At 39.7% G+C, this 20974-nt stretch carries 22 protein-coding genes; 21 read left to right on the top strand and 1 reads right to left on the bottom strand.

Annotated elements, in window-relative coordinates; translation table 11 throughout:
- Positions 1-32: 32 nt before the first annotated feature.
- From AB1471_RS06050 to spoVM, 15 genes are all read left to right on the top strand, one after another.
- Positions 33-908, top strand: a complete 876-nt coding sequence (locus tag AB1471_RS06050) for a YicC/YloC family endoribonuclease (protein WP_367778837.1) — start codon at positions 33-35, stop codon at positions 906-908.
- A gap of 35 nt (positions 909-943) precedes the next feature.
- Positions 944-1207: an extracellular matrix/biofilm regulator RemA gene (gene remA, locus AB1471_RS06045; RefSeq protein WP_367778836.1), complete on the top strand. Its 264-nt coding sequence runs from the start codon at positions 944-946 to the stop codon at positions 1205-1207.
- A gap of 6 nt (positions 1208-1213) precedes the next feature.
- Entirely contained in the window at positions 1214-1828 is a 615-nt protein-coding gene (gmk, locus tag AB1471_RS06040; protein ID WP_367778835.1) for a guanylate kinase, read from the top strand.
- Position 1829: 1 nt separating this feature from the next.
- On the top strand, positions 1830-2057 hold the full coding sequence (gene rpoZ / locus AB1471_RS06035) for a DNA-directed RNA polymerase subunit omega (RefSeq protein ID WP_367778834.1): 228 nt from the start codon (positions 1830-1832) through the stop codon (positions 2055-2057).
- A 101-nt stretch (positions 2058-2158) separates the two neighbouring features.
- A complete protein-coding gene (gene coaBC / locus AB1471_RS06030) occupies positions 2159-3382 on the top strand; it encodes a bifunctional phosphopantothenoylcysteine decarboxylase/phosphopantothenate--cysteine ligase CoaBC (RefSeq protein ID WP_367778833.1) in 1224 nt (407 codons plus the stop codon).
- Positions 3379-5784: a primosomal protein N' gene (gene priA, locus AB1471_RS06025; protein WP_367778832.1), complete on the top strand. Its 2406-nt coding sequence runs from the start codon at positions 3379-3381 to the stop codon at positions 5782-5784. The genes coaBC and priA overlap by 4 nt, the downstream gene beginning before the upstream one ends.
- Before the next feature lie 23 nt (positions 5785-5807).
- Positions 5808-6293, top strand: coding sequence for a peptide deformylase (def, locus tag AB1471_RS06020; RefSeq protein WP_367778831.1), 486 nt, complete (start codon positions 5808-5810; stop codon positions 6291-6293).
- On the top strand, positions 6290-7243 hold the full coding sequence (fmt, locus tag AB1471_RS06015; RefSeq protein ID WP_367778830.1) for a methionyl-tRNA formyltransferase: 954 nt from the start codon (positions 6290-6292) through the stop codon (positions 7241-7243). Before def ends, fmt begins: the two co-directional genes overlap by 4 nt.
- Positions 7236-8570 carry a 16S rRNA (cytosine(967)-C(5))-methyltransferase RsmB gene (gene rsmB / locus AB1471_RS06010; protein ID WP_367778990.1) on the top strand — a complete coding sequence of 445 codons (1335 nt, stop codon included), beginning with the start codon at positions 7236-7238 and terminating at the stop codon, positions 8568-8570. Before fmt ends, rsmB begins: the two co-directional genes overlap by 8 nt.
- A 108-nt stretch (positions 8571-8678) precedes the next feature.
- Complete coding sequence (locus tag AB1471_RS06005) at positions 8679-9449, top strand: Stp1/IreP family PP2C-type Ser/Thr phosphatase (RefSeq protein WP_367778829.1); 771 nt, start codon at positions 8679-8681, stop codon at positions 9447-9449.
- Positions 9449-11476: a Stk1 family PASTA domain-containing Ser/Thr kinase gene (gene pknB / locus AB1471_RS06000; RefSeq protein ID WP_367778828.1), complete on the top strand. Its 2028-nt coding sequence runs from the start codon at positions 9449-9451 to the stop codon at positions 11474-11476. Before AB1471_RS06005 ends, pknB begins: the two co-directional genes overlap by 1 nt.
- A 20-nt stretch (positions 11477-11496) precedes the next feature.
- Positions 11497-12378 (top strand): ribosome small subunit-dependent GTPase A, encoded by an 882-nt coding sequence (rsgA, locus tag AB1471_RS05995; RefSeq protein WP_367778827.1) that lies wholly within the window; start codon positions 11497-11499, stop codon positions 12376-12378.
- A 1-nt stretch (position 12379) separates the two neighbouring features.
- Positions 12380-13036, top strand: coding sequence for a ribulose-phosphate 3-epimerase (rpe, locus tag AB1471_RS05990; RefSeq protein ID WP_367778826.1), 657 nt, complete (start codon positions 12380-12382; stop codon positions 13034-13036).
- A 121-nt stretch (positions 13037-13157) separates the two neighbouring features.
- Positions 13158-13799 carry a thiamine diphosphokinase gene (locus tag AB1471_RS05985; protein ID WP_367778825.1) on the top strand — a complete coding sequence of 214 codons (642 nt, stop codon included), beginning with the start codon at positions 13158-13160 and terminating at the stop codon, positions 13797-13799.
- A gap of 19 nt (positions 13800-13818) precedes the next feature.
- On the top strand, positions 13819-13917 hold the full coding sequence (spoVM, locus tag AB1471_RS05980) for a stage V sporulation protein SpoVM (RefSeq protein ID WP_367778824.1): 99 nt from the start codon (positions 13819-13821) through the stop codon (positions 13915-13917).
- A 61-nt stretch (positions 13918-13978) separates the two neighbouring features.
- On the opposite strand, the gene rpmB is transcribed toward spoVM, so the two are convergent.
- On the bottom strand, positions 13979-14167 hold the full coding sequence (rpmB, locus tag AB1471_RS05975; protein WP_039808810.1) for a 50S ribosomal protein L28: 189 nt from the start codon (positions 14165-14167) through the stop codon (positions 13979-13981).
- A gap of 240 nt (positions 14168-14407) precedes the next feature.
- Here rpmB and AB1471_RS05970 point away from each other — a divergent pair, with 240 nt between their 5' ends.
- The 6 genes from AB1471_RS05970 (at position 14408) to fapR (ending at position 20973) form a co-directional block, all read left to right on the top strand.
- A complete protein-coding gene (locus AB1471_RS05970) occupies positions 14408-14770 on the top strand; it encodes an Asp23/Gls24 family envelope stress response protein (protein ID WP_367778823.1) in 363 nt (120 codons plus the stop codon).
- A 16-nt stretch (positions 14771-14786) separates the two neighbouring features.
- The gene (locus tag AB1471_RS05965) at positions 14787-16448 is read left to right on the top strand and encodes a DAK2 domain-containing protein (protein ID WP_367778822.1); all 1662 of its coding nucleotides are present in this window, start codon (positions 14787-14789) and stop codon (positions 16446-16448) included.
- A gap of 100 nt (positions 16449-16548) precedes the next feature.
- Positions 16549-17211, top strand: a complete 663-nt coding sequence (gene sdaAB, locus AB1471_RS05960) for an L-serine ammonia-lyase, iron-sulfur-dependent subunit beta (RefSeq protein WP_367778821.1) — start codon at positions 16549-16551, stop codon at positions 17209-17211.
- A 58-nt stretch (positions 17212-17269) separates the two neighbouring features.
- Entirely contained in the window at positions 17270-18154 is an 885-nt protein-coding gene (sdaAA, locus tag AB1471_RS05955) for an L-serine ammonia-lyase, iron-sulfur-dependent, subunit alpha (RefSeq protein WP_367778820.1), read from the top strand.
- Positions 18129-20201: an ATP-dependent DNA helicase RecG gene (gene recG, locus AB1471_RS05950; protein WP_367778819.1), complete on the top strand. Its 2073-nt coding sequence runs from the start codon at positions 18129-18131 to the stop codon at positions 20199-20201. The genes sdaAA and recG overlap by 26 nt, the downstream gene beginning before the upstream one ends.
- 196 nt (positions 20202-20397) lie before the next feature.
- Positions 20398-20973 (top strand): transcription factor FapR, encoded by a 576-nt coding sequence (gene fapR / locus AB1471_RS05945; RefSeq protein WP_367778818.1) that lies wholly within the window; start codon positions 20398-20400, stop codon positions 20971-20973.
- Position 20974 lies beyond the last annotated feature (1 nt).

The following is a 20974-nucleotide window of genomic DNA, read 5'->3' as shown; positions in this document are numbered from 1 at the left end:
TTTATTCTATAGATTGTAGGTGAGATCGATCAATGGTGACAAGTATGACTGGCTTTGGTCGAGGAATGGCCGAACAAGAAAATTTTCGTATTACAGTTGAAATGAAATCGGTCAATCACCGGTTCTTGGAGTGTTTTATTCGCATGCCAAGACAACTGTCCCAAATTGAAGACAAGATAAAAAAGAAAATTGGTCATTACATAAAAAGGGGTAAAGTGGACGTTTTTGTCACGATATCAGGTGAGGGATTGATTAGTAAGTCGCTAAAAGTGGATTGGCAGCTGATTGATTCCTATTATGATTTTGCGAAAGAAGCAAAAAAACGTTATCACATAAATCAAGATATTACGCTGGACCATCTTTTAGCAAATTCAGAAATTCTTACAGTTGAAGAAACAGAAGGAAACAATGACGAACTTCAAGATTTGATTCACGATGCTCTAGAACAAGCTGCTGTAAAACTTCATTATATGAGAAAAAATGAAGGATTAGAACTTGAAAAAGATTTGATTTATCATTTACAATCATTTAAGCACATTCTCTCACAATCCAATCAAGTGAGCCCAACAATTGTGACTAAATACCGTGAACGACTGGAAAAAAGAATAAAAGACTTCGCAGATGGTCAGATTGATGAGAGTCGCATATTAACTGAAGTTGCAGTATTTGCAGAAAAAGCTGATGTGACAGAAGAGTTAACGAGACTTGACAGCCATCTTGCGCAATTCGAGCTCGCGTTAAAAAAAGACGAGCCAATTGGCAGAAGACTAGATTTTCTAACGCAAGAGATGAATCGCGAAGTGAACACCATTGGCTCTAAAGGAAATGATGCAAACCTAGTCTCTTATGTGGTAGAAATGAAGTCGATTATAGAAAAAATCCGTGAACAAGTTCAAAATATAGAATAAATGGTGATAGGGATAATGGTAAAGGGGTGTCATGGGTGTCTATAAAATTAATTAACATTGGTTTTGGTAATATTGTATCAGCCAACCGTATTATTACGATCATTAGTCCAGAATCTGCACCAGTCAAGCGAATGATTCAGGACGCTAGAGAACGAGGCGCACTGATTGATGCGACGTATGGTAGAAGGACGAGAGCGGTCATGATTATGGATAGTGATCATGTTATACTCGTTGCCGTACAACCTGAAACGGTGGCATCCCGCTTTATCGATAAAGAAGAAGGTCAGGAAGAAGGGTAGACTACAATGAAAGAAAAAGGATTGTTAATAGTTCTGTCAGGTCCATCTGGGGTAGGGAAAGGAACTGTGAGAAAAGAATTATTTTCTCATCCAAATACAACGTATGAATATTCAATCTCGATGACAACAAGAGTTTCTCGTGAAGGAGAAATTGACGGGACTGACTACTTCTTTAAGACGAAAGAAGAGTTTGAAAAATTGATTGAACAAGATAAATTACTCGAATATGCAGAGTACGTGGGGAACTATTATGGAACTCCAGTTGATTATGTTAGAGAGACAATCAATGATGGGCGAGATGTCTTCTTGGAAATTGAAGTGCAAGGAGCTCGTCAAATTCGAGATAAGTTTCCTGAAGGGTTATTTATTTTTCTAGCACCTCCAAGTTTATCAGAGTTGGAAAACCGTCTAGTTCATCGAGGAACAGAACCATCTCAAGTGATTGCGAACCGCGTAGAAACCGCAAGGAAAGAATTAGAAATGATGAATCTTTACGATTATGTAGTTGAAAATGACCAAGTGGAAAGAGCTTGCGAACGCATTCATGCAATCGTCTTAGCTGAACATTTGCGTCGTGATCGAGTGGAAGCTCGTTATAAAAAAATGCTGGAGGTTGAATAAAATGTTATATCCATCGTCTGACTCATTAAGAAAAAACATCGACTCAAAATACTCACTGGTAAGTGTAGCGGCAAAACGTGCACGTAACATGCAAGAAAAAGGTGAAAAAGGCACACTTGATTCATACCATTCAATTAAATTTGTTGGACAAGCGCTAGAAGAAATTGCAGCAGGACACCTGTTAATGCAGAAGCCGCTTGAAGGAATAGAATACGAAGATGAAAGATAACAGCCTTCGGGTTGTTTTTTTCTTTTTCGAAATAAGTGAAAAATCGACAAATTTCCTTCATAATAATAGGAATGATAGTTAGACAGAGGAGATGGGTTTCAATGATGAAAAAACGGATTTTGTTATGTGTGACTGGCGGCATAGCGGTTTATAAGTCTGTTGCGTTAACGAGTAAGCTAAGTCAAGCGGGCTATGATGTAAAAGTGATCATGACAAAAAGTGCTATGCAATTTGTAACGCCTCTAACTTTTCAAGCGATGTCTCGTAATGATGTTTACTTCGATACATTTGATGAAAAAGATTCAGCTAAAATAGCTCATATTGATTTGGCTGACTGGGCAGATTTAGTTGTTGTTGCACCAGCTACCGCCAATACAATAGGTAAACTTGCAAATGGCATAGCTGATGATATGGTCACGACAACTCTTCTTGCTACGACTGCACCAGTCTGGATTGCACCAGCTATGAATGTTCATATGTATGACCATCCTGCAGTAAAGAAAAACATCGACACATTGCATGCATTTGGACATCGTTTTATTGAGCCATCAGAAGGCTTTTTAGCATGCGGGTATATTGGAAAAGGCAGACTTGAAGAGCCTGAAAAAATTGTTGCACTCATACATGACAAACTATCTGATCAACACATGTATAAACTTAAAAATAAGAAAATCCTTATAACAGCAGGTCCAACGAGAGAACACGTAGATCCAGTTCGTTTTTTTACGAACCATTCAAGCGGGAAAATGGGTTATGCCATAGCTGAAAAAGCAGCGCAATGGGGAGCAGACGTTACGCTTATTTCAGGTCCCGTGTCACTCTCTGCACCTGAAAATGTTGAGATCGTTCGTGTAGATACTGCCGAAGAAATGAGAATTGCTGTTTTTGAGCGCTATCGAGAGGCTGATGTGGTTATAAAAAGTGCAGCTGTTGCAGATTATCGCCCAAGTGTACAGTATGATGAAAAAATGAAGAAACAAGAAGGACCGATGAAGATGGAATTTGAACGTACAATTGACATCCTAAAAAGTCTAGGTGAAGAAAAGGATCATCAAGTTCTTGTTGGTTTTGCAGCTGAAACACAGGACGTGGAATATCACGCGATCAAAAAGCTTCAATCAAAAAATGCAGATATTATTGTAGCAAATAATATAAAACAAGAGGGAGCAGGGTTTAGTGGTGATACAAACATTGTTACTTTCTACCACCGTGATGGCACAAAAAAAGCTCTCACTTTATTATCAAAAGAAAAAGTAGCAGAAGAGTTACTGGAAGAAATCCTTCCGTTGGTTAATCGTGAGGGCCAAGGACAGGATGTTTTATGATTGCTTCAGTCATCGTTGACGTCCCTGCAAAACAAACCGATCGAGCTTTTGAGTATCGTGTTCCCGAATCAATGCAAGGGTTGATTCAACGTGGCATGAGAGTAGTCGTGCCTTTTGGTCCAAGAAAAATTCAAGGCTTCGTCGTTGGGTTTCCAGAGCAATCTTCTTTTAAGCAGCTAAAAGATATTGAAGAATTGCTCGACATTGTTCCTGTACTAAACCAAGAACTGCTCTCTTTAGGCCTTTGGTTGTCTCAAGAAACACTTTGCTATCAAATTTCTGCCATGCAAGTGATGCTTCCTGCTGCGATGAAAGCAAAATATGAGAAAGTGTTTGACGCACTTGTTCCTATTGACGATTTGCCTCAAACAATCATTGAACATATGGATCGAAATGGGCAACTGACGTGGAAAAAAGGAACGGAAAATAATCTTCTGCGTGACCTTCAAACGCTAGTCACCTCAGGGGAAATGGAGTTACGCTATGAAGTAAAAAGCAAAGCAAAGAAAAAGAAAGAAAGGATTATATCACTTGCATTATCTTGTGATCATGCAATTGAAGTAATCCAATCGATGTCCGCTCGATCAGAAAAACAAAAGAAAGTACTTCACATGTTTTTACAATCAGAGAATACCCCTCTCCCGGTGAAAATTGTTAAAGAAGAAACGGGTGCAACGAGCGCAACCATTCGAACAATGATTGACCGTGGTTTTTTAGAAGAATCGCAAAAAGAGGTTTATCGCGATCCATTTGAGCATCGAGAGTTTAAGCGAACAAAATCTTTTCGTTTAACGGATGAACAACAACAAGCGATCGACCCAATTTTAGATAAAGTGGATGACTATTCCCATGAAACCTTTCTTCTCCATGGCGTAACTGGTAGCGGGAAAACAGAAGTGTATCTACAAACAATCGATAAAGTATTACAGCAAGACAGACAAGCGATCATGCTTGTACCAGAAATATCCCTTACCCCACAAATGGTCGAACGGTTTAAAGGGCGTTTTGGTGATCAAGTAGCGGTTATGCACAGTGGATTATCTGTAGGTGAAAAGTATGATGAATGGAGAAAGATCCATCGAAAAGAAGTTAATGTAGTTGTCGGTGCTCGTTCAGCCATATTTTCTCCATTTGAACGCTTAGGTGTCATTATTATTGATGAAGAACATGAAACGAGCTATAAACAAGAAGATACACCACGTTATCATGCAAGAGATGTGGCGATTGAACGAGCGAAGCGGCATGGGTGCCCTGTCATTTTAGGGAGTGCAACACCTTCACTTGAAACATTTGCACGTGCTCAAAAAGGTCTTTATTATTTATTGACTTTGTCAAAAAGGATGAATGACCAAGCCATGCCTCACGTATCGATTGTTGATATGCGAGAAGAGTTGAGAAAAGGAAACCGTTCGATGTTTTCTAGGGACCTCCTTGAGCAGCTCCAACTTCGTCTTGAAAAAAATGAACAGACGGTCCTTTTTTTAAATAAACGAGGCCATTCATCCTTTATTATGTGTCGTGATTGTGGTTATGTTATGCAATGTCCATATTGTGAAGTATCAATGACGTATCATCGGCATTCTGAGCAAATGAAATGTCATTATTGCGGCCATCAAGACCGTGTCCCTGTCATATGTCCAGAATGCCATAGTGAGCATATTCGCTATTTTGGAACAGGAACACAAAAAGTGGAGGAAGAATTGGCAACACTATTGCCACAAGCAAGAGTAATTAGGATGGATGTTGATACGACGTCTCGAAAAGGTTCTCATGAAAAATTGCTCGCTGCGTTTGGTGAAGGGCAAGCCGATATTTTGCTTGGGACTCAAATGATCGCAAAAGGTTTAGATTTTCCGAATATCACTTTAGTGGGTGTGTTAAGTGCAGATACAATGCTCCATTTGCCTGATTTTCGCTCTGCAGAGAAGACATTCCAGTTGTTGACACAAGTAAGTGGTCGAGCAGGAAGACACGATAAAGAGGGAGAAGTGATCATTCAAACGTATACCCCAGAACATTACTCAATTGATTTGGCGAAATCTCAGGAGTTTGAAGCGTTTTATAAACACGAAATGATTATGAGGAAAACGGGACAATACCCACCATTTTATTATATGGCTCTCATTACACTAAGCCATGAGAATGTGTTAAAGGTTGTGGCTGTGTGTGAAGAAATAACATCTTTAATTAAACAAAAGCTATCTAGTCAAGTGATTATTTTAGGACCTGTTGCCTCTCCAATTGCTCGAATACAAAATAGATATCGCTACCAATGTTTGATAAAATACAAACAAGAACAAGGTTTGAAACCCTTATTAAAGTCGATTTTGAATGATTATCAATCCAGTAAGAAAGATTCAATCACCATTCAAATAGATGTACAACCATATATGATGATGTAAGTGGCATCAAGGAGGACGAGATTTTGGCTATTTTAGAAATTGTTAAACATCCAGACGAACGTTTGGAAAAAGAATGTAGTACTGTTACAGAGTTTAATGAAAAACTGCACACACTTTTGGATAATATGTTTGAGACGATGGTCGAAAGAGATGGTGTAGGGATTGCAGCACCTCAAGTAGGTATATGTGAGCGGGTTGCCATTGTTGATTTAGACGATGACGAGGGGACGCTAGAAATGATAAACCCTTCGCTGACACGAAAAAAAGGTTCAGCAACAGATGTTGAAGGATGTCTTAGTTTTCCTGGTATCTATGGTGAAGTCGAACGTCCAGAAATGATCGTTCTTAAAGCACAAGATCGTAATGGAAAATGGTTTGAGCTTGAAGCTGATGACTATTTAGCACGTGCGATTCAGCATGAGGTGGATCATTTACATGGTGTACTATTTACTGCAAAAGTAACTCGCTTTGTAAAAGAAGAAGAGTTAGAAGGGTATGGTGAAAGATGACAAAAGTGATTTTTATGGGAACACCGTTATTCTCTGTACCTGTTCTTCAACAAATCATCCGTGATGGCTATGAAGTCATCGCAGTGGTTACACAACCTGACCGCCCTGTCGGCAGAAAACGTACGCTCACTCCACCACCTGTAAAAGTTGAAGCAGTTGTACAAGGAATTCGAGTGATTCAACCCGAAAAGCTTAAAGGATCAGAGGAACTAGAAGAAATAAAAGAACTTAAGCCAGATCTGATCGTAACAGCTGCATTTGGTCAGCTATTACCTAAAGATTTGCTTGATATACCGAAACTTGGGTGCATCAATGTTCACGCATCTCTGTTGCCTGAGTTAAGAGGTGGTGCACCGATCCATCATGCGATTATCCAAGGTAAACCAGAGACAGGTATTTCCATTATGTACATGGCTGAAAAGCTTGATGCAGGTGATGTTATTAGTCAACAAAAGGTTGAAATCACCGATGTAGATAACGTGGGAACACTTCATGATAAATTAAGTGAAACGGGAGCAAAACTCCTATCAGAGACCTTGCCATCTCTGATCAATCAAACAGTAAAACGAATTCCACAAGACCATTCAAGAGCAACATTCGCTTGGAATATCAAACGTGAAGAAGAGTTGATTGATTGGAGTCTTCCAGGTAAAGCTATTTATAATCAAATACGTGGGTTATATCCTTGGCCAGTTGCGTACACAACTTATCGTGACAAGACAATGAAAATTTTAAAAGCGGAAAAAGTAGAAGTAAAACATAAGAAGGAGCCAGGTGTTATACTAGATAAGTCAGACCGTGGTCCAATTGTTGCAACTGGAGATTCAACTGCTCTGCTAATCGTCGAACTCCAACCATTCGGTAAAAAGAAAATGCTAGCATCTGATTTTCTCAGAGGAGCAGGAGCTGACTTAGCTGTTGGAGAAAGGATTGGTTCTTTTAATGAGTAATACGTCCGCTAGGGAAGCAGCGCTTCATATATTAGAACAAATTGATAAAAATCAATCGTATAGTAACTTACTGTTAAATCATGCAGTTAAAAAGTTTTCGATAAAGGGCCCTGATGTTGGGCTATTGACTGAATTGACTTATGGAACGATCCAGCGAAAATTAACACTTGATTTTTATCTACAGCCATTTATTAAAAAGAAGGTTGAAAATTGGGTGCGAAATTTATTGCGTATGAGTTTATATCAAATGGTTTATTTAGATCGAGTTCCGGAACGTGCAGCCATTCATGAAGCTGTTGAAATAGCTAAGAAAAAAGGCCATAAAGGAATTGCTGGACTAGTGAATGGAATTTTAAGGTCTGTTCAACGACAAGGATTACCTTCTTTGGATCTTATCAAGGATCCTATCGAACGATTATCGATCGAAACGAGTCATCCGTATTGGCTGGTGAAAAGGTGGTCAGAACAATTCGGTGATGAGAAAACGCGAGAAATGTGTGAAACGAACTTGACACCGCCTGTTCAAACAGCAAGAGTAAACACGATATTAACTACTAGAGAAGAAGCTCTTCAAATGCTTAAAGATGAAGGTGTCGATGCTGAGAAAAGTAAATTTATTTCTGAAGGGCTTTATATTAAGCGTGGGAATATCGCTCATACCAATGCATTTAAAGAGGGATTCTTAACGATTCAAGACGAGAGCTCTATGCTAGTGGCTAATGCTTTAAATCCAAAGCCGGGTGAAAAAGTGCTAGATCTTTGTGCTGCACCTGGAGGAAAAACGACGCATATCGCAGAAAAAATGAACAATGAAGGTCAAGTAGTTGCAGTCGATCTTCATCCACATAAAATAAAGCTTATACAGGAAAATGCCGCAAGGTTAGCGATTACCGCAATTGAAGGTTACGCATTAGATGGTAGAAAGGTAAAAGAACAATTTCAAATAGAGTCGTTTGATCGTGTACTTGTGGATGCACCATGTAGTGGATTAGGTGTCTTAAGAAGAAAACCTGATATTAAATATGCAAAGAAAGAGCAAGATCTAACATCTTTAACGTCCATTCAATCATCATTACTAGATTCTGCAGTAGAAATGGTTAAAGTAGGAGGGACACTTGTTTATAGTACTTGTACGGTTGATCACGTGGAAAATCATCAAACCGTCGCGCAGTTTTTGGAGAATAATCAACAAATGAAACTCGTGACGGCTGAATCTTTACCTGATTCCATCCAACCACTCTTAAAGAATCAAATGCTACAAGTATTCCCACAAGACTTTGGTGGAGATGGCTTTTTCATTGCCTGTTTTATAAAACAAGAATTTTAATGTGTAAAATAGAAAAAATGAATCAATGTAACGGTTAATCGTGAACAAGTATCAAATATGGATACTGCTTGTGGTGCTTGGTGGCAAGGAGTGTCAAGAAGGAATGAGGTGACGTTAGTGCGAGTTGCTTTTATAAGCGATCAAGGGAAGGTTCGTCGGGTAAACGAAGATGCGGGTGGAATTTTTCTGCATCCTCATGGTTACTACTTAGTTGTTGTTGCTGATGGGATGGGCGGTCATAGTGCTGGAGATGTTGCGAGCACAATGGCTGTAGAAAAAATGCAAGATTTATGGCTAAATGTTCCTGAGTTATCACGCCCAATAGACGCTGAAAAGTGGTTATTATCCAGTATTGAAAAGATTAATACAGAAATTTATGAACATGCAGAGCAACATAAAGATTATGAGGGGATGGGGACAACCATCGTTGTTGCTATTTGCACCCAGGAGTTCATTACACTTGGAAATGTTGGAGACAGCAGAGGATACATATTTTTTGAGGATCGAATAAGACAGATAACGGAGGATCATTCGTTTGTCAATGCGCTTGTTCAATCTGGAGAAATTTCAAAAGAGGATGCTGAACATCATCCTAAAAAAAATCTTTTATTAAAATCACTTGGTTCAAAAGGGCAAATAAAGCCGAATATTTATACGATTACAATTGAGGATCGCAACATTATTTTACTTTGCTCAGATGGATTGACTAACAAAATAGATGAGCGTTTGATGACTGAAATAGTAATGAGTGATGTTTCGTCATTAGACCAACGTGCAAGGCATCTTGTCGATGTTGCTAATGAGCATGGGGGAGAAGACAATATCACAATTGCGCTAGTTGAATTTGATCTCATCGTGGAAAGTGAGGGAGTCGAATGATGATCGGAAAACGATTAAACGGTCGTTATCGAATTCTTCGGACCATTGGTGGCGGCGGAATGGCCAATGTGTATCTTGCTCATGACATGATTTTAGATCGAGATGTCGCTGTAAAAGTACTACGTCTTGACTATGTGAATGAAAACGATTTGCTAAGACGTTTTCAACGTGAAGCTCAATCTGCTACAAGCTTAACGCATCCAAACATTGTTACCATGTACGACGTTGGTGATGAGGGTAATGACCACTATTTAGTGATGGAATATGTAGAGGGGATGACGTTAAAAGAATATATACAGTATCATTCACCTGTACCGCTCGATGATGCAATTAACATCATGTCTCAACTTACATCTGCTATTTCTCACGCCCATCATAACGGAATTATCCATCGAGATATAAAACCACAAAATATTTTAATTGATCTTGAAGGGAATATTAAAATAACTGATTTTGGAATTGCAATGGCTTTAAGTGCTACATCCATCACTCAAACAAACTCTGTGATGGGTACAGTACATTATCTGTCACCGGAACAAGCAAGAGGTGGGGTTACGACCAAAAAATCGGATATTTACTCTCTTGGAATCGTCATGTTTGAGTTGATTACTGGAAGATTACCGTTTGAAGGAGAATCCGCTGTATCGATCGCACTAAAACATTTACAATCAGACATCCCTGCACCATCAAAATGGAGTACGAATTTACCACAAAGTGTTGAAAATGTCATCTTAAAAGCAACAACGAAAGATGCTTTTTATCGCTATTCATCTGCTGAAGAAATGCAGGAAGATCTGAAAACGGTTTTGAACGAAGACCGAATGAATGAACAAAAATTTGTAATCGAACCTGACAACGATACTACAAGAGTGATCCCAGTTATCCGAGAAGAGCGTAAGCTTTCTAATTTAGCGGATACAAAAGTTCGAAGTGATAATGTCAGTAAGCGGGAAGAACAAACAAATGCTAAAGCTAATCCAAAAAAGAAGAACAAGAAGGACAAGAAAAACAAGAAGAAAAAGAAAAAATGGCCATGGATCTTAGGTGCTGTTCTTCTCATTCTCTTAATTAGTACAGTGATTATGGCTGCTTTTGGGATGTTTGGATCTTCAAAAGTAGCAGTTCCGGATATTGTGGGAGAATCGCTACAGGATGCAGAGGACATTTTAGAAGAACAAGGATTAGTACTTGGAGAAGTAACGTATGAACCCAAGGAAGATATTCCTGAAGATGAAGTCTTACGAACAGACCCAAAAGCTACACGTAGTATTGAGCTAGGATCTAAAGTCGATGTCTTCGTGAGTAGCGGAAAAGCGACCATTGAATTGGGTGACTATACAGGACGAACGATTGCACAGGTAAAACAATTACTGGATGATATTGAGTTTTTAGATGTGGAAGAAGAGTACGTATTTGACTCTTCACCTGAAGGCGAGATTTTAGACCAAACACCAAAAGAGGGTGAAGAGGTTATTCCGAGTGAAACAACGTTGCAATTAACAATAAGCCAAGGGGAAGAAATGGCAACGGTTGAAGATTTACTTGGTATGACACGCAGTGAAATAACGGATTTTGAAAAACGATCAGGTCTTGAAGTAAATGTCACAAGGAATAGATATTCTGATAAATATCCTGCAGGAACGGTCATGCAGCAGGATCCAACAGAAGGGACAAAAATACCAAAAGGAGATGTGATTAATGTTATCGAATCAGATGGTGAAGAACCACCTCAACCGAAGGAATTAAATGAAACGCTTACCATTGAGTACAAAGAAACTGAAGTAGAATCACCGCCAGAAGAAGGGGTAGACCCTCCTGAAGTACCAGGAGATCCTCAAACGATCCGGATTTTCATAAAAGACCGTAATCGGGACATGACAATCCCTTTTGATGAGTTCACGATCACTGAAACGGAAGAGAGAAACATTAGTCTTGTAATCGAGCCGGGTCAAACAGGTGGATACCGTGTTGAACGTGATGGAGAAACGATTTTCGAGAAAGTAATTGAGTATGATGAAATCCAATAAATATAAAAAGGAGAGAGCGGATGCCCGAAGGTAAAATCATGAAAGCGCTGAGTGGTTTTTATTATGTAAAAGATAAAGACCGAGTCATTCGATGCCGAGGAAGGGGATTATTTCGTAAAAAGAAAATAACTCCTCTTGTTGGTGATTATGTAGAATATCAAGCGGAAAATGATGGAGAAGGATACTTATTAGATATTGACGAACGTAAAAATGAACTAACCCGTCCACCAATCGCAAACGTTGATCAAGCAGTGCTTGTATTTTCAGCGATTGAGCCGGATTTTAGTACATCCCTTCTCGATCGTTTTTTAATTCTTGTGGAAAGTCACCACATCGATCCGTTAATTTGCATTTCAAAAATGGATTTGTTGACGGATGAACAAACAAAAAAAATTGAACAACTTGCCAAACAATATGAAAAAATAGGTTATACGGTGCTCCGTTCTTCTGCCATTTGGGATGATGGGATGGCAACTTTGACCCCACATTTAGAAGAGAAGATTACTGTTTTCGCAGGTCAGTCTGGCGTTGGGAAATCATCTATATTAAACGCACTAAGACCTGATTTAGAGCTAAGAACAGATCAAATCTCTTCTTCTCTAGGTCGAGGAAAGCATACGACGCGTCATGTTGAGCTACTTTCAATTGGCTCTGGTTTGGTGGCTGATACCCCTGGTTTTAGTGCATTAGAATTTAGCGAACTTGAGTTGGACGAGTTACCTTCTTGCTTTCCTGAAATGGTTCACTATGGAGAGAATTGTAAATTCCGAGGTTGTCTCCATATGAATGAGCCAAAATGCGGTGTTAAATTGGCTGTTGAGAGCGAAGATATTCCAGCCTACCGCTATAAACATTACCAACAGTTCTATGACGAAATAAAATCAAGAAAGCCGAGGTATTAACATGGTAAAGCTAGCTCCTTCTATATTATCAGCTGATTTTTCAAAACTTGGCGATGAAGTACGCGAGGTTGAAAAAGCTGATGCCGATTATATTCATATCGACGTTATGGACGGTCAATTTGTTCCGAACATTACAATGGGTCCTCTTGTCATTGAAGCCATTCGCCCCATTACTTCCTTAGTACTTGATGTGCATTTAATGATTGAGCAACCTGAACGATACATCGAACAATTTGCGAATGCAGGAGCAGATATTTTGTCTGTGCATGTGGAAGCAACAAAACATCTACATCGAACGATTCAACTAATTCATTCGTTTGGTGTAAAAGCAGGCGTGGTACTGAATCCTCATACACCTATAGAAGCGATTAAACATGTGCTTCAAGATGTTGATTTAGTGCTTGTGATGACAGTTAATCCTGGGTTTGGCGGTCAATCATTTATCTCATCTACTGTTAGTAAAATAGAAGAATTAAAAGAGATTAAACATCAAACTAAGTTGGATTTTGAAATTGAGGTTGATGGTGGTGTAAGTGATAAAACGGCTAACCTCTGTGTTGAAGCTGGAGCAGAAGTTTTAGTAGCGGGGTCAGCCGTGTTTGGAAAACAAGACAGATCAGCTGCGATCAAGCTAATCCGGTCAAGTATTACTGAATAATAGAGTGCTTCACTTGTTATAAACAGGTGAAGCCCTTTCTATTATAAAGAGATTATCTTTATCTAAGAGTTGGACTCTAAAGCTCAGATGGATAGAATATAACAGTAAGGATGTGGATTGTTTGATTTATTTAGTCGGTGGAGGGGCACTGAATGTAGAGTGGTTAAAAAAGCTAGACAAGGATGATGTAACGTGGATTGGTGTTGACCGCGGAACAAAGTCCATAATGGATGCTGATCTTATTGTGGACAGAGCGTTCGGTGATTTTGATTCTGTTACAGAAGAAGAGTTAACTGCAATAAAGAGATCCGTTAAGTATATTGAAAAAGCTAGCCCGGATAAGGATCAAACGGATATGGAAATGGCTTTAGACTGGGCTTTGGATCAACAGCAGCCGATTCGAATGGTTGGTGCTACTGGAGGCCGGCTGGATCATTTTTTTGGCAATGTTCAACTGCTTGCATCAAAGCAAGTTTTATCGAGTATACATGAGGTAGAAATCATGGATGAGCAAAACCGAATACGATGTTTGGATGCAGGGGAATGGGAAGCAAAAAAAGATCTACAGTTTCCGTATGTTTCGTTTATTCCGTTAACACCATGTGTGGAAAAGCTATCGCTTGATGGCGTAAAGTATCCTTTAAACAACAAAGATTTGTTTTTTGGAAGTACATTAACAATTAGCAATGAAATTATCTATCCAATTGCGTCTATTTCTTTCAGCGCAGGCATACTTATGATGGTAAGAAGTAAGGACAATTGACTATTCATCATTTGTCGGAATGGAGGGAGTCCACTTGAGATTTTATTCCATTAAATTACCTAGAGTGCTCGGTGGAATTGTGAAAGCGATGCTCGGAGCTTTTAAGAAACAGGCATAACATAATAAGAAGGGGAGCTGACATTATGTCAGCTCCCCTTCTTATTATGTTAAAACTATTATTATACGCGTTCTACTTTACCGGATTTCAACGCTCTTGCAGAAACCCATACGCGCTTAGGCTTACCGTCAACAAGAATACGAACTTTTTGAAGGTTAGCGCCCCATGTACGCTTATTAGCGTTCATAGCGTGGGAGCGAGCGTTGCCTGAACGAGTCTTACGACCAGTTACAACACATTGTTTAGCCATTTAATTCCCCTCCTCACAAATGAAGCTGAAAACAATCTGTTTCAATCTTTCACTTAGTCAATCACACCTTAACTAATTTACCACACCTAAATTTAATATGCAATCATATTTCGTAACCATATCAAGGTTTTTTGCTTTACATATTAGGTTTCCGATGTGTTTCTTGGTTTAGCTTTTAAAACCATTGATAGTATAGTAAAATGGCTTTAGCCAAGACAGTATCCAAAGGGGGAGCAATGCATGTCTATTGAATTAACTACAAAGTTTGGACAAATCGATATTTCGAACGAAGTAATCGCAATGGTAGCTGGTGGGGCAGCGATCGAATGTTATGGGATTGTTGGGATGGCGTCCAAGCACCAAATCAGAGACGGTCTAACTGATATTTTGCGTCGAGAAAACTTCACGCGCGGTGTTAGAGTGCGTCAAGAAGGTGATAAAGTATTGATCGACATGTACATTGTTGTCAGCTATGGAACAAAAATTTCTGAAGTAGCTCACAACGTACAATCAACCGTAAAATATACATTGGACAAAACTGTCGGGCTATCTGTGGAGTCCATTAATATATATGTTCAGGGAGTTCGTGTAACGAACTCGTAATGAGGAGGAAAGATTTGTGTCAATGACAGAATTAAATGGTAGGAAATTCGCCGAAATGGTCTTACAAGGGGCAACGAACTTGTCCAATAATGCCGAGACGGTGGATGCTTTAAACGTGTTTCCTGTGCCGGATGGTGATACAGGAACGAACATGAATTTATCAATGACTTCTGGATCAAAAGAAGTTAAAGCACACCTACAAGATCATTTAGGGAAAGTTTCAGCAGCGCTATCTAAAGGGTTGCTAATGGGTGCGCGCGGAAACTCTGGCGTTATTTTATCTCAGCTTTTCAGAGGTTTTGGTAAGACCATTGAGTCTAAAAGTGTGCTTACTGCAGCTGAATTTGCTCAAGCACTAGAAGCAGGAGTGGACTCTGCCTATAATGCAGTAATGAAACCTGTTGAAGGCACGATTCTAACTGTTGCAAAAGATGCTGCTAAAAAAGCAGTAGACGTAGCAAAAAACGAGAAGGACTTTGTCGTACTGATGGAGGAAATTATAAAAGAAGCAAAAGCTTCACTTAAACGTACACCGGACCTTTTACCTGTTTTAAAAGAGGTTGGAGTCGTTGATAGTGGTGGACAAGGACTTGTTTACGTATATGAAGGCTTTTTAGCAGAGCTTAAAGGAGAAAAAATCTCTGATTCGCCTGTGTCCCCATCAATGGAAGACCTCGTGAGTGCAGAACATCACATTGGTGTACAAGGATTTATGAACACCGATGACATCGAATTTGGTTATTGCACAGAATTTATGGTCGGTTTAGAAAACGCGTCTCAGTTTGACGAAACTGATTTTAGAAATGAGTTGAGCGTACTTGGCGATTCCTTGCTCGTTATTTCTGATGAGGAAATGGCAAAAGTGCATATCCATACTGAACAACCAGGTGAAGCACTTTCTCTTGGACAACGTTACGGTAGCCTCATTAAAATTAAAATTGAAAACATGCGAGAACAGCATTCGGAGATCGTAGGAGCTGATCATCGAGCGCCAGAAAAAAATCATGTAGCTAAAGAGAAAAAACCGTATGCGATTATTACTGTGTCAATGGGTGAAGGGATTGCTGAATTATTCAAGAGTATTGGTGCAACCGATGTGATTGAAGGTGGTCAGACAATGAATCCAAGTACAGAAGATATCGTGAGAGCGATTGAAGAAGCAAATGCGGAAAAAGTCATCATTCTACCAAACAACAAAAACATTACCATGGCCGCCCAACAAGCTGCTGAGGTTGTCGACATGGAAGCTGTAGTTGTACCGTCAAAAACGGTGCCACAAGGCATGTCAGCTATTTTGGCATTTAACCCAACGGCAGATCTTCAGGATAATTTCCAATGCATGAAAGAAGCATTGAGCGGTGTGAAAACAGGTCAAATTACGTTTGCAGTCCGTGACACATCAATTGATGGAGTGGCAATCCAAAAAGACGATCATATGGGAATAGCTGAGGGCGAAATCATTGTAAGTGATAAGAACCGTATTGTTGCAGCGAAAAACCTTCTTACACATATGATTGATGATGAATCAGAAATTTTGACAATCTTACATGGGGAAGAGACATCTGCTAATGAAGTGAAAGAGATCCAATCTTTCATTGAAAAAGAATTTAGTGAAGTTGAGATTGAAGTTCATAATGGTAAGCAGCCACTTTATTCGTATATTTTCGCAATTGAATAAGGCATATGATTGAAATTGTGCTGAAGAATAGAGAAAATAGAAGGGTGAACGCCCTTCTTTTTCTCTATAAAAATTTATTCTTTATAAGGAGGGAGCCAAGGTGAAGTATAAAACTGTTTTTGATATTATTGGACCTGTAATGATTGGTCCATCCTCTTCTCATACAGCTGGTGCTGCGAAAATTGGCAAAATGGCTAGAGAATTATTTGGTCGTGAACCAAAATGGATAACGATCTCTTTTTATGGGTCATTTGCAAAAACGTATAAAGGGCATGGAACGGACGTTGCTATGATCGGTGGACTTATGAATTTTGAAACAGATGATGAGAGAATTATTAACGCGTTTGATCATGCAAAAGAAAAAAAGATGCGCATTCGTATTCGTGAAGGAGATGCGGTAACAGATCACCCAAATACAGCTCGTATCATTGTTGGAGATGACGAGGGTGAAATGGAGCTAGTTGGAATTTCAATCGGTGGCGGGAAAATCGAAATTATTGAGCTTAATGGTTTTGAGCTTAAGTTAACGGGACATCACCCAGCCATCTTAGTTGTTCACGATGACCGTTTTGGTGCGATTGCAGTGGTGTCAAATCTTCTAGCACGCCATGAAATAAACATTGGACATATGGACGTTTCGAGAAAAGATATCGGTCAGATGGCTTTGATGACAATAGAAGTAGATCAAACGGTCGATGAAGAAGTTATTGCTGAATTAAAGCTTCTTCCTGAGGTGACTCAAGTATCAAGAATCGCTGATTGATATTTACCGTCTATGAGTATGGCGGCGCTTTCATTAGTTATTTAAAGGAGGATAGAATATGTTTCGTAATGTAGCAGAACTAGTAGAACTTGCTGAAACACAAAATAAAAAAATATCAGATGTAATGATTGAACAAGAGATGACAATCACTAAACGTTCACACGAAGAAGTGCTCGCGCAAATGGAACGTAATCTTGTAGTGATGGAAGAAGCAGTAGAAAGGGGTCTTAAAGGAGTCCAGTCACACTCTGGACTAACAGGTGGAGACGCTGTACTTCTTCAAAAATACATGGAAACAGGTCGTTCGTTATCAGGTGATTTATTACTTGATGCGGTAAGTAAAGCAGTAGCTACAAATGAAGTGAATGCAGCAATGGGAACAATTTGTGCTACACCAACAGCTGGTTCAGCAGGAGTTGTGCCGGGTACACTTTTTGCAGTTCAAAATAAATTAAATCCAACTCGTGATGAAAAAATTCATTTTCTTTTCACTTCTGGAGCGTTTGGCTTTGTAGTAGCTAATAATGCATCCATTTCAGGTGCTGCTGGAGGTTGTCAAGCGGAAGTAGGATCTGCTGCTGGGATGGCTGCTGCAGCAATTGTAGAGATGGCTGGCGGAACACCAGCACAATGCGCCGAAGCAATGGCGATCACGTTGAAGAATATGCTAGGACTTGTTTGTGATCCAGTTGCTGGTTTAGTAGAAGTACCTTGTGTTAAACGTAATGCAATGGGAGCAGCAAATGCGGTGGTGGCAGCTGATATGGCACTTGCAGGTGTGACAAGCCGTATTCCATGTGATGAAGTCATTGATGCGATGTATAAAATCGGTCAAACAATGCCGGTAGCTTTGAGAGAGACGGCTCAAGGTGGTTTAGCAGCAACGCCAACCGGACGTGAGTTGGAGGCGAAGATATTTGGATTCGCACTTGATAAAAAATGATCACTCGCCACTAAATCAATCTGTCACGTCGCTCAATGGCGTTGGGGAAGAGACAGCACAGCAACTCGTTGACATGGGGATTGTAACGATCGGTGACTTAATCAATTATTTGCCTTATCGGTATGATGATTTTAGAGTGAAAGATTTAACAGAAGCGGCTCATGAAGAACGTGTGACTGTAGAAGGGCGAGTTCATAGTGAACCCGCTTTGCAATTTTTTGGCAAAAGGAAATCGCGTTTGTCGGTTCGCCTGCTTGCAGGACCGCACAGTGTGAAAGTCACATTTTTTAATCAACCTTACTTAAAAAAGAAATTAAACTTAAATGATAGCATTACGGTCACAGGCAAATGGGATCGTCATCGCCAAATGATCACAGCTCAAACGTATAAACTAGGTTCCAAGCAAGACGCCGAAGAATTTACGCCTGTTTATCCTTTGAGGGGGGCGATGACGAATCGCACGTTAAAAAAATTGATCCAGCAGGGGTTAGATCGATGTACAGGAGCAATTATTGACTCCCTACCAGTAGAACTTAGGGAACAATATCGCCTAATGAACCGACAGGACGGCTTGTACACCATGCATTTTCCGAAAAGTCTTGAAGACATGAAACAAGCTAGACGAAGGTTTGTGTATGAAGAATTTTTTTATTTTCAATTGAAAATGCAGGCGTTACGAAAATTTGAACGTGAGCAATCTCATGGTGTATCGATTCAATATGTGGAAGAGGACGTGACTGCGTTTATTGATAGCCTTCCATTCCCATTAACGAATGCACAGCAGCGTGTGATGAATGAAATTTTTCTAGATATGAAATCTCCTCATCGTATGAACCGTCTCCTACAAGGGGATGTTGGATCGGGTAAAACAGTTGTTGCAGCAATCGCATTATTTGGTGCAATTACAGCCGGCTTTCAAGGTGCGCTTATGGTGCCAACAGAAATTTTAGCGGAACAACATGCTGAGTCATTGAATGAATTATTTTCTCCGATCGGAGTAACTGTTGCGCTTCTAACAAGTTCTGTGAAAGGAAAAAAACGAGCATTGCTTCTCCAAAAGCTTGCTGCTGGTGAAATCGATATTTTGATTGGGACGCATGCACTTATTCAAGGTGAAGTCGATTTTAAACGCCTCGGTCTTGTTATTACAGATGAGCAACACCGCTTTGGCGTCAATCAAAGAAGAGTGTTGCGAGAAAAAGGGGAAAATCCTGATGTTCTCTTTATGACTGCGACTCCGATTCCTCGAACGCTTGCAATCACGGTTTTTGGAGAAATGGACGTTTCGATCATTGACGAAATGCCAGCTGGTAGAAAACCAATTGAAACGTATTGGGCCAAAGAAAACATGCTTGATCGCATCTTAGTTTTTATGGAAAAAGAACTTAAACAAGGAAGACAAACATATGTTATCTGTCCACTAATTGAAGAATCAGACAAACTTGATGTTCAAAACGCGATTGATGTTCATATGCAGCTTGAGCAATATTTCTTTGGCAGATACAAAGTCGGATTGATGCATGGGAGACTTCATTCAGATGATAAAGAAGAAGTGATGAAATCGTTTAGTGAAAATGAACTCCAGATACTTGTTTCAACAACCGTAGTTGAAGTCGGAGTGAACGTGCCAAATGCTTCGCTCATGGTCATTTATGATGCAGAACGTTTTGGTTTGTCGCAGCTACATCAGTTAAGAGGGCGTGTAGGTCGAGGAAGTGACCAATCGTATTGCATTTTACTTGCAGATCCTAAAAATGAAGTTGGTAAAGAACGTATGAAAATTATGACCGAAACGAATGATGGTTTTGTGTTAAGTGAAAAAGATTTAGAACTTCGTGGTCCGGGTGACTTTTTTGGACGTAAACAAAGCGGGTTGCCAGAATTTCGAGTGGCAGATATGGTCCACGATTACCGCGCGCTAGAAGTGGCAAGGGATGATGCTCATCAATTGATCGAACGACCAGAATTTTGGACAGAAGATCGCTTTGAACCACTGCGTATTCATCTTGTAAACGAAGGTGTCTTGGGTGGAAGTAAGCTAGATTAAAAATAAAATCTACTTTATCTGGGGAATAGTTCTTCGAATTTACATCACCAAACTGTCTTTGAAGAAATGGATAAACAACCACCGATTAGGCGGTTTATACCTATCAAAAATAAAAGAGACAGAATGCAGTTGCATTCTGTCTCTTTTATTTATATACTCCTATTAGTACCTAGTGCTAGTAGCGGGCGGTGTGGAAATGAAGATATCAAAAAAAGAACGTCAAGATAAGTTGCAACTTACTATTGCGGACAATCCATTTGTAACCGATGATGATTTGGCAAAAAGGTTCAACGTAAGTGTTCAGACGATCAGACTTGATCGCATGGAGCTGTCCATCCCAGAACTGCGCGAACGGATTAAAAATGTCGCAGAACAAACCTTTGAAGATGAAGTTAGGTCGTTGCCAATTGGCGAAGTGATAGGTGAAATTATTGATATAGAGTTGGACGAAAATGCGATCTCCATTTTTGATGTAAAGGAAGAGCACGTCTTTCAACGCAACCAAATTACGAGAGGACACCATTTGTTTGCACAAGCCAATTCTCTTGCAGTTGCGTTAATTGATGATGAACTTGCTTTAACAGCTAGTGCGCAGTTACATTTTAATAAGCCAGTACAAATAGGTGAACGCGTTATAGCAAAGGCTAAGGTGAGACGTAAAGATGATCGTAGAACGACAGTAGAAGTACGATCCTATGTGGGACAAATGCTTGTATTTAGAGGCGAGTTTGACATGTATCGTTCAACAACTCAGGTTGAAGGGGGGATCTAAC

It is taken from the genome of Jeotgalibacillus marinus, assembly GCF_040801915.1.
Taxonomy (GTDB): Bacteria; Bacillota; Bacilli; order Bacillales; family Jeotgalibacillaceae; genus Jeotgalibacillus; species Jeotgalibacillus marinus.
This window is presented reverse-complemented; position numbering and strand designations above follow the sequence as displayed.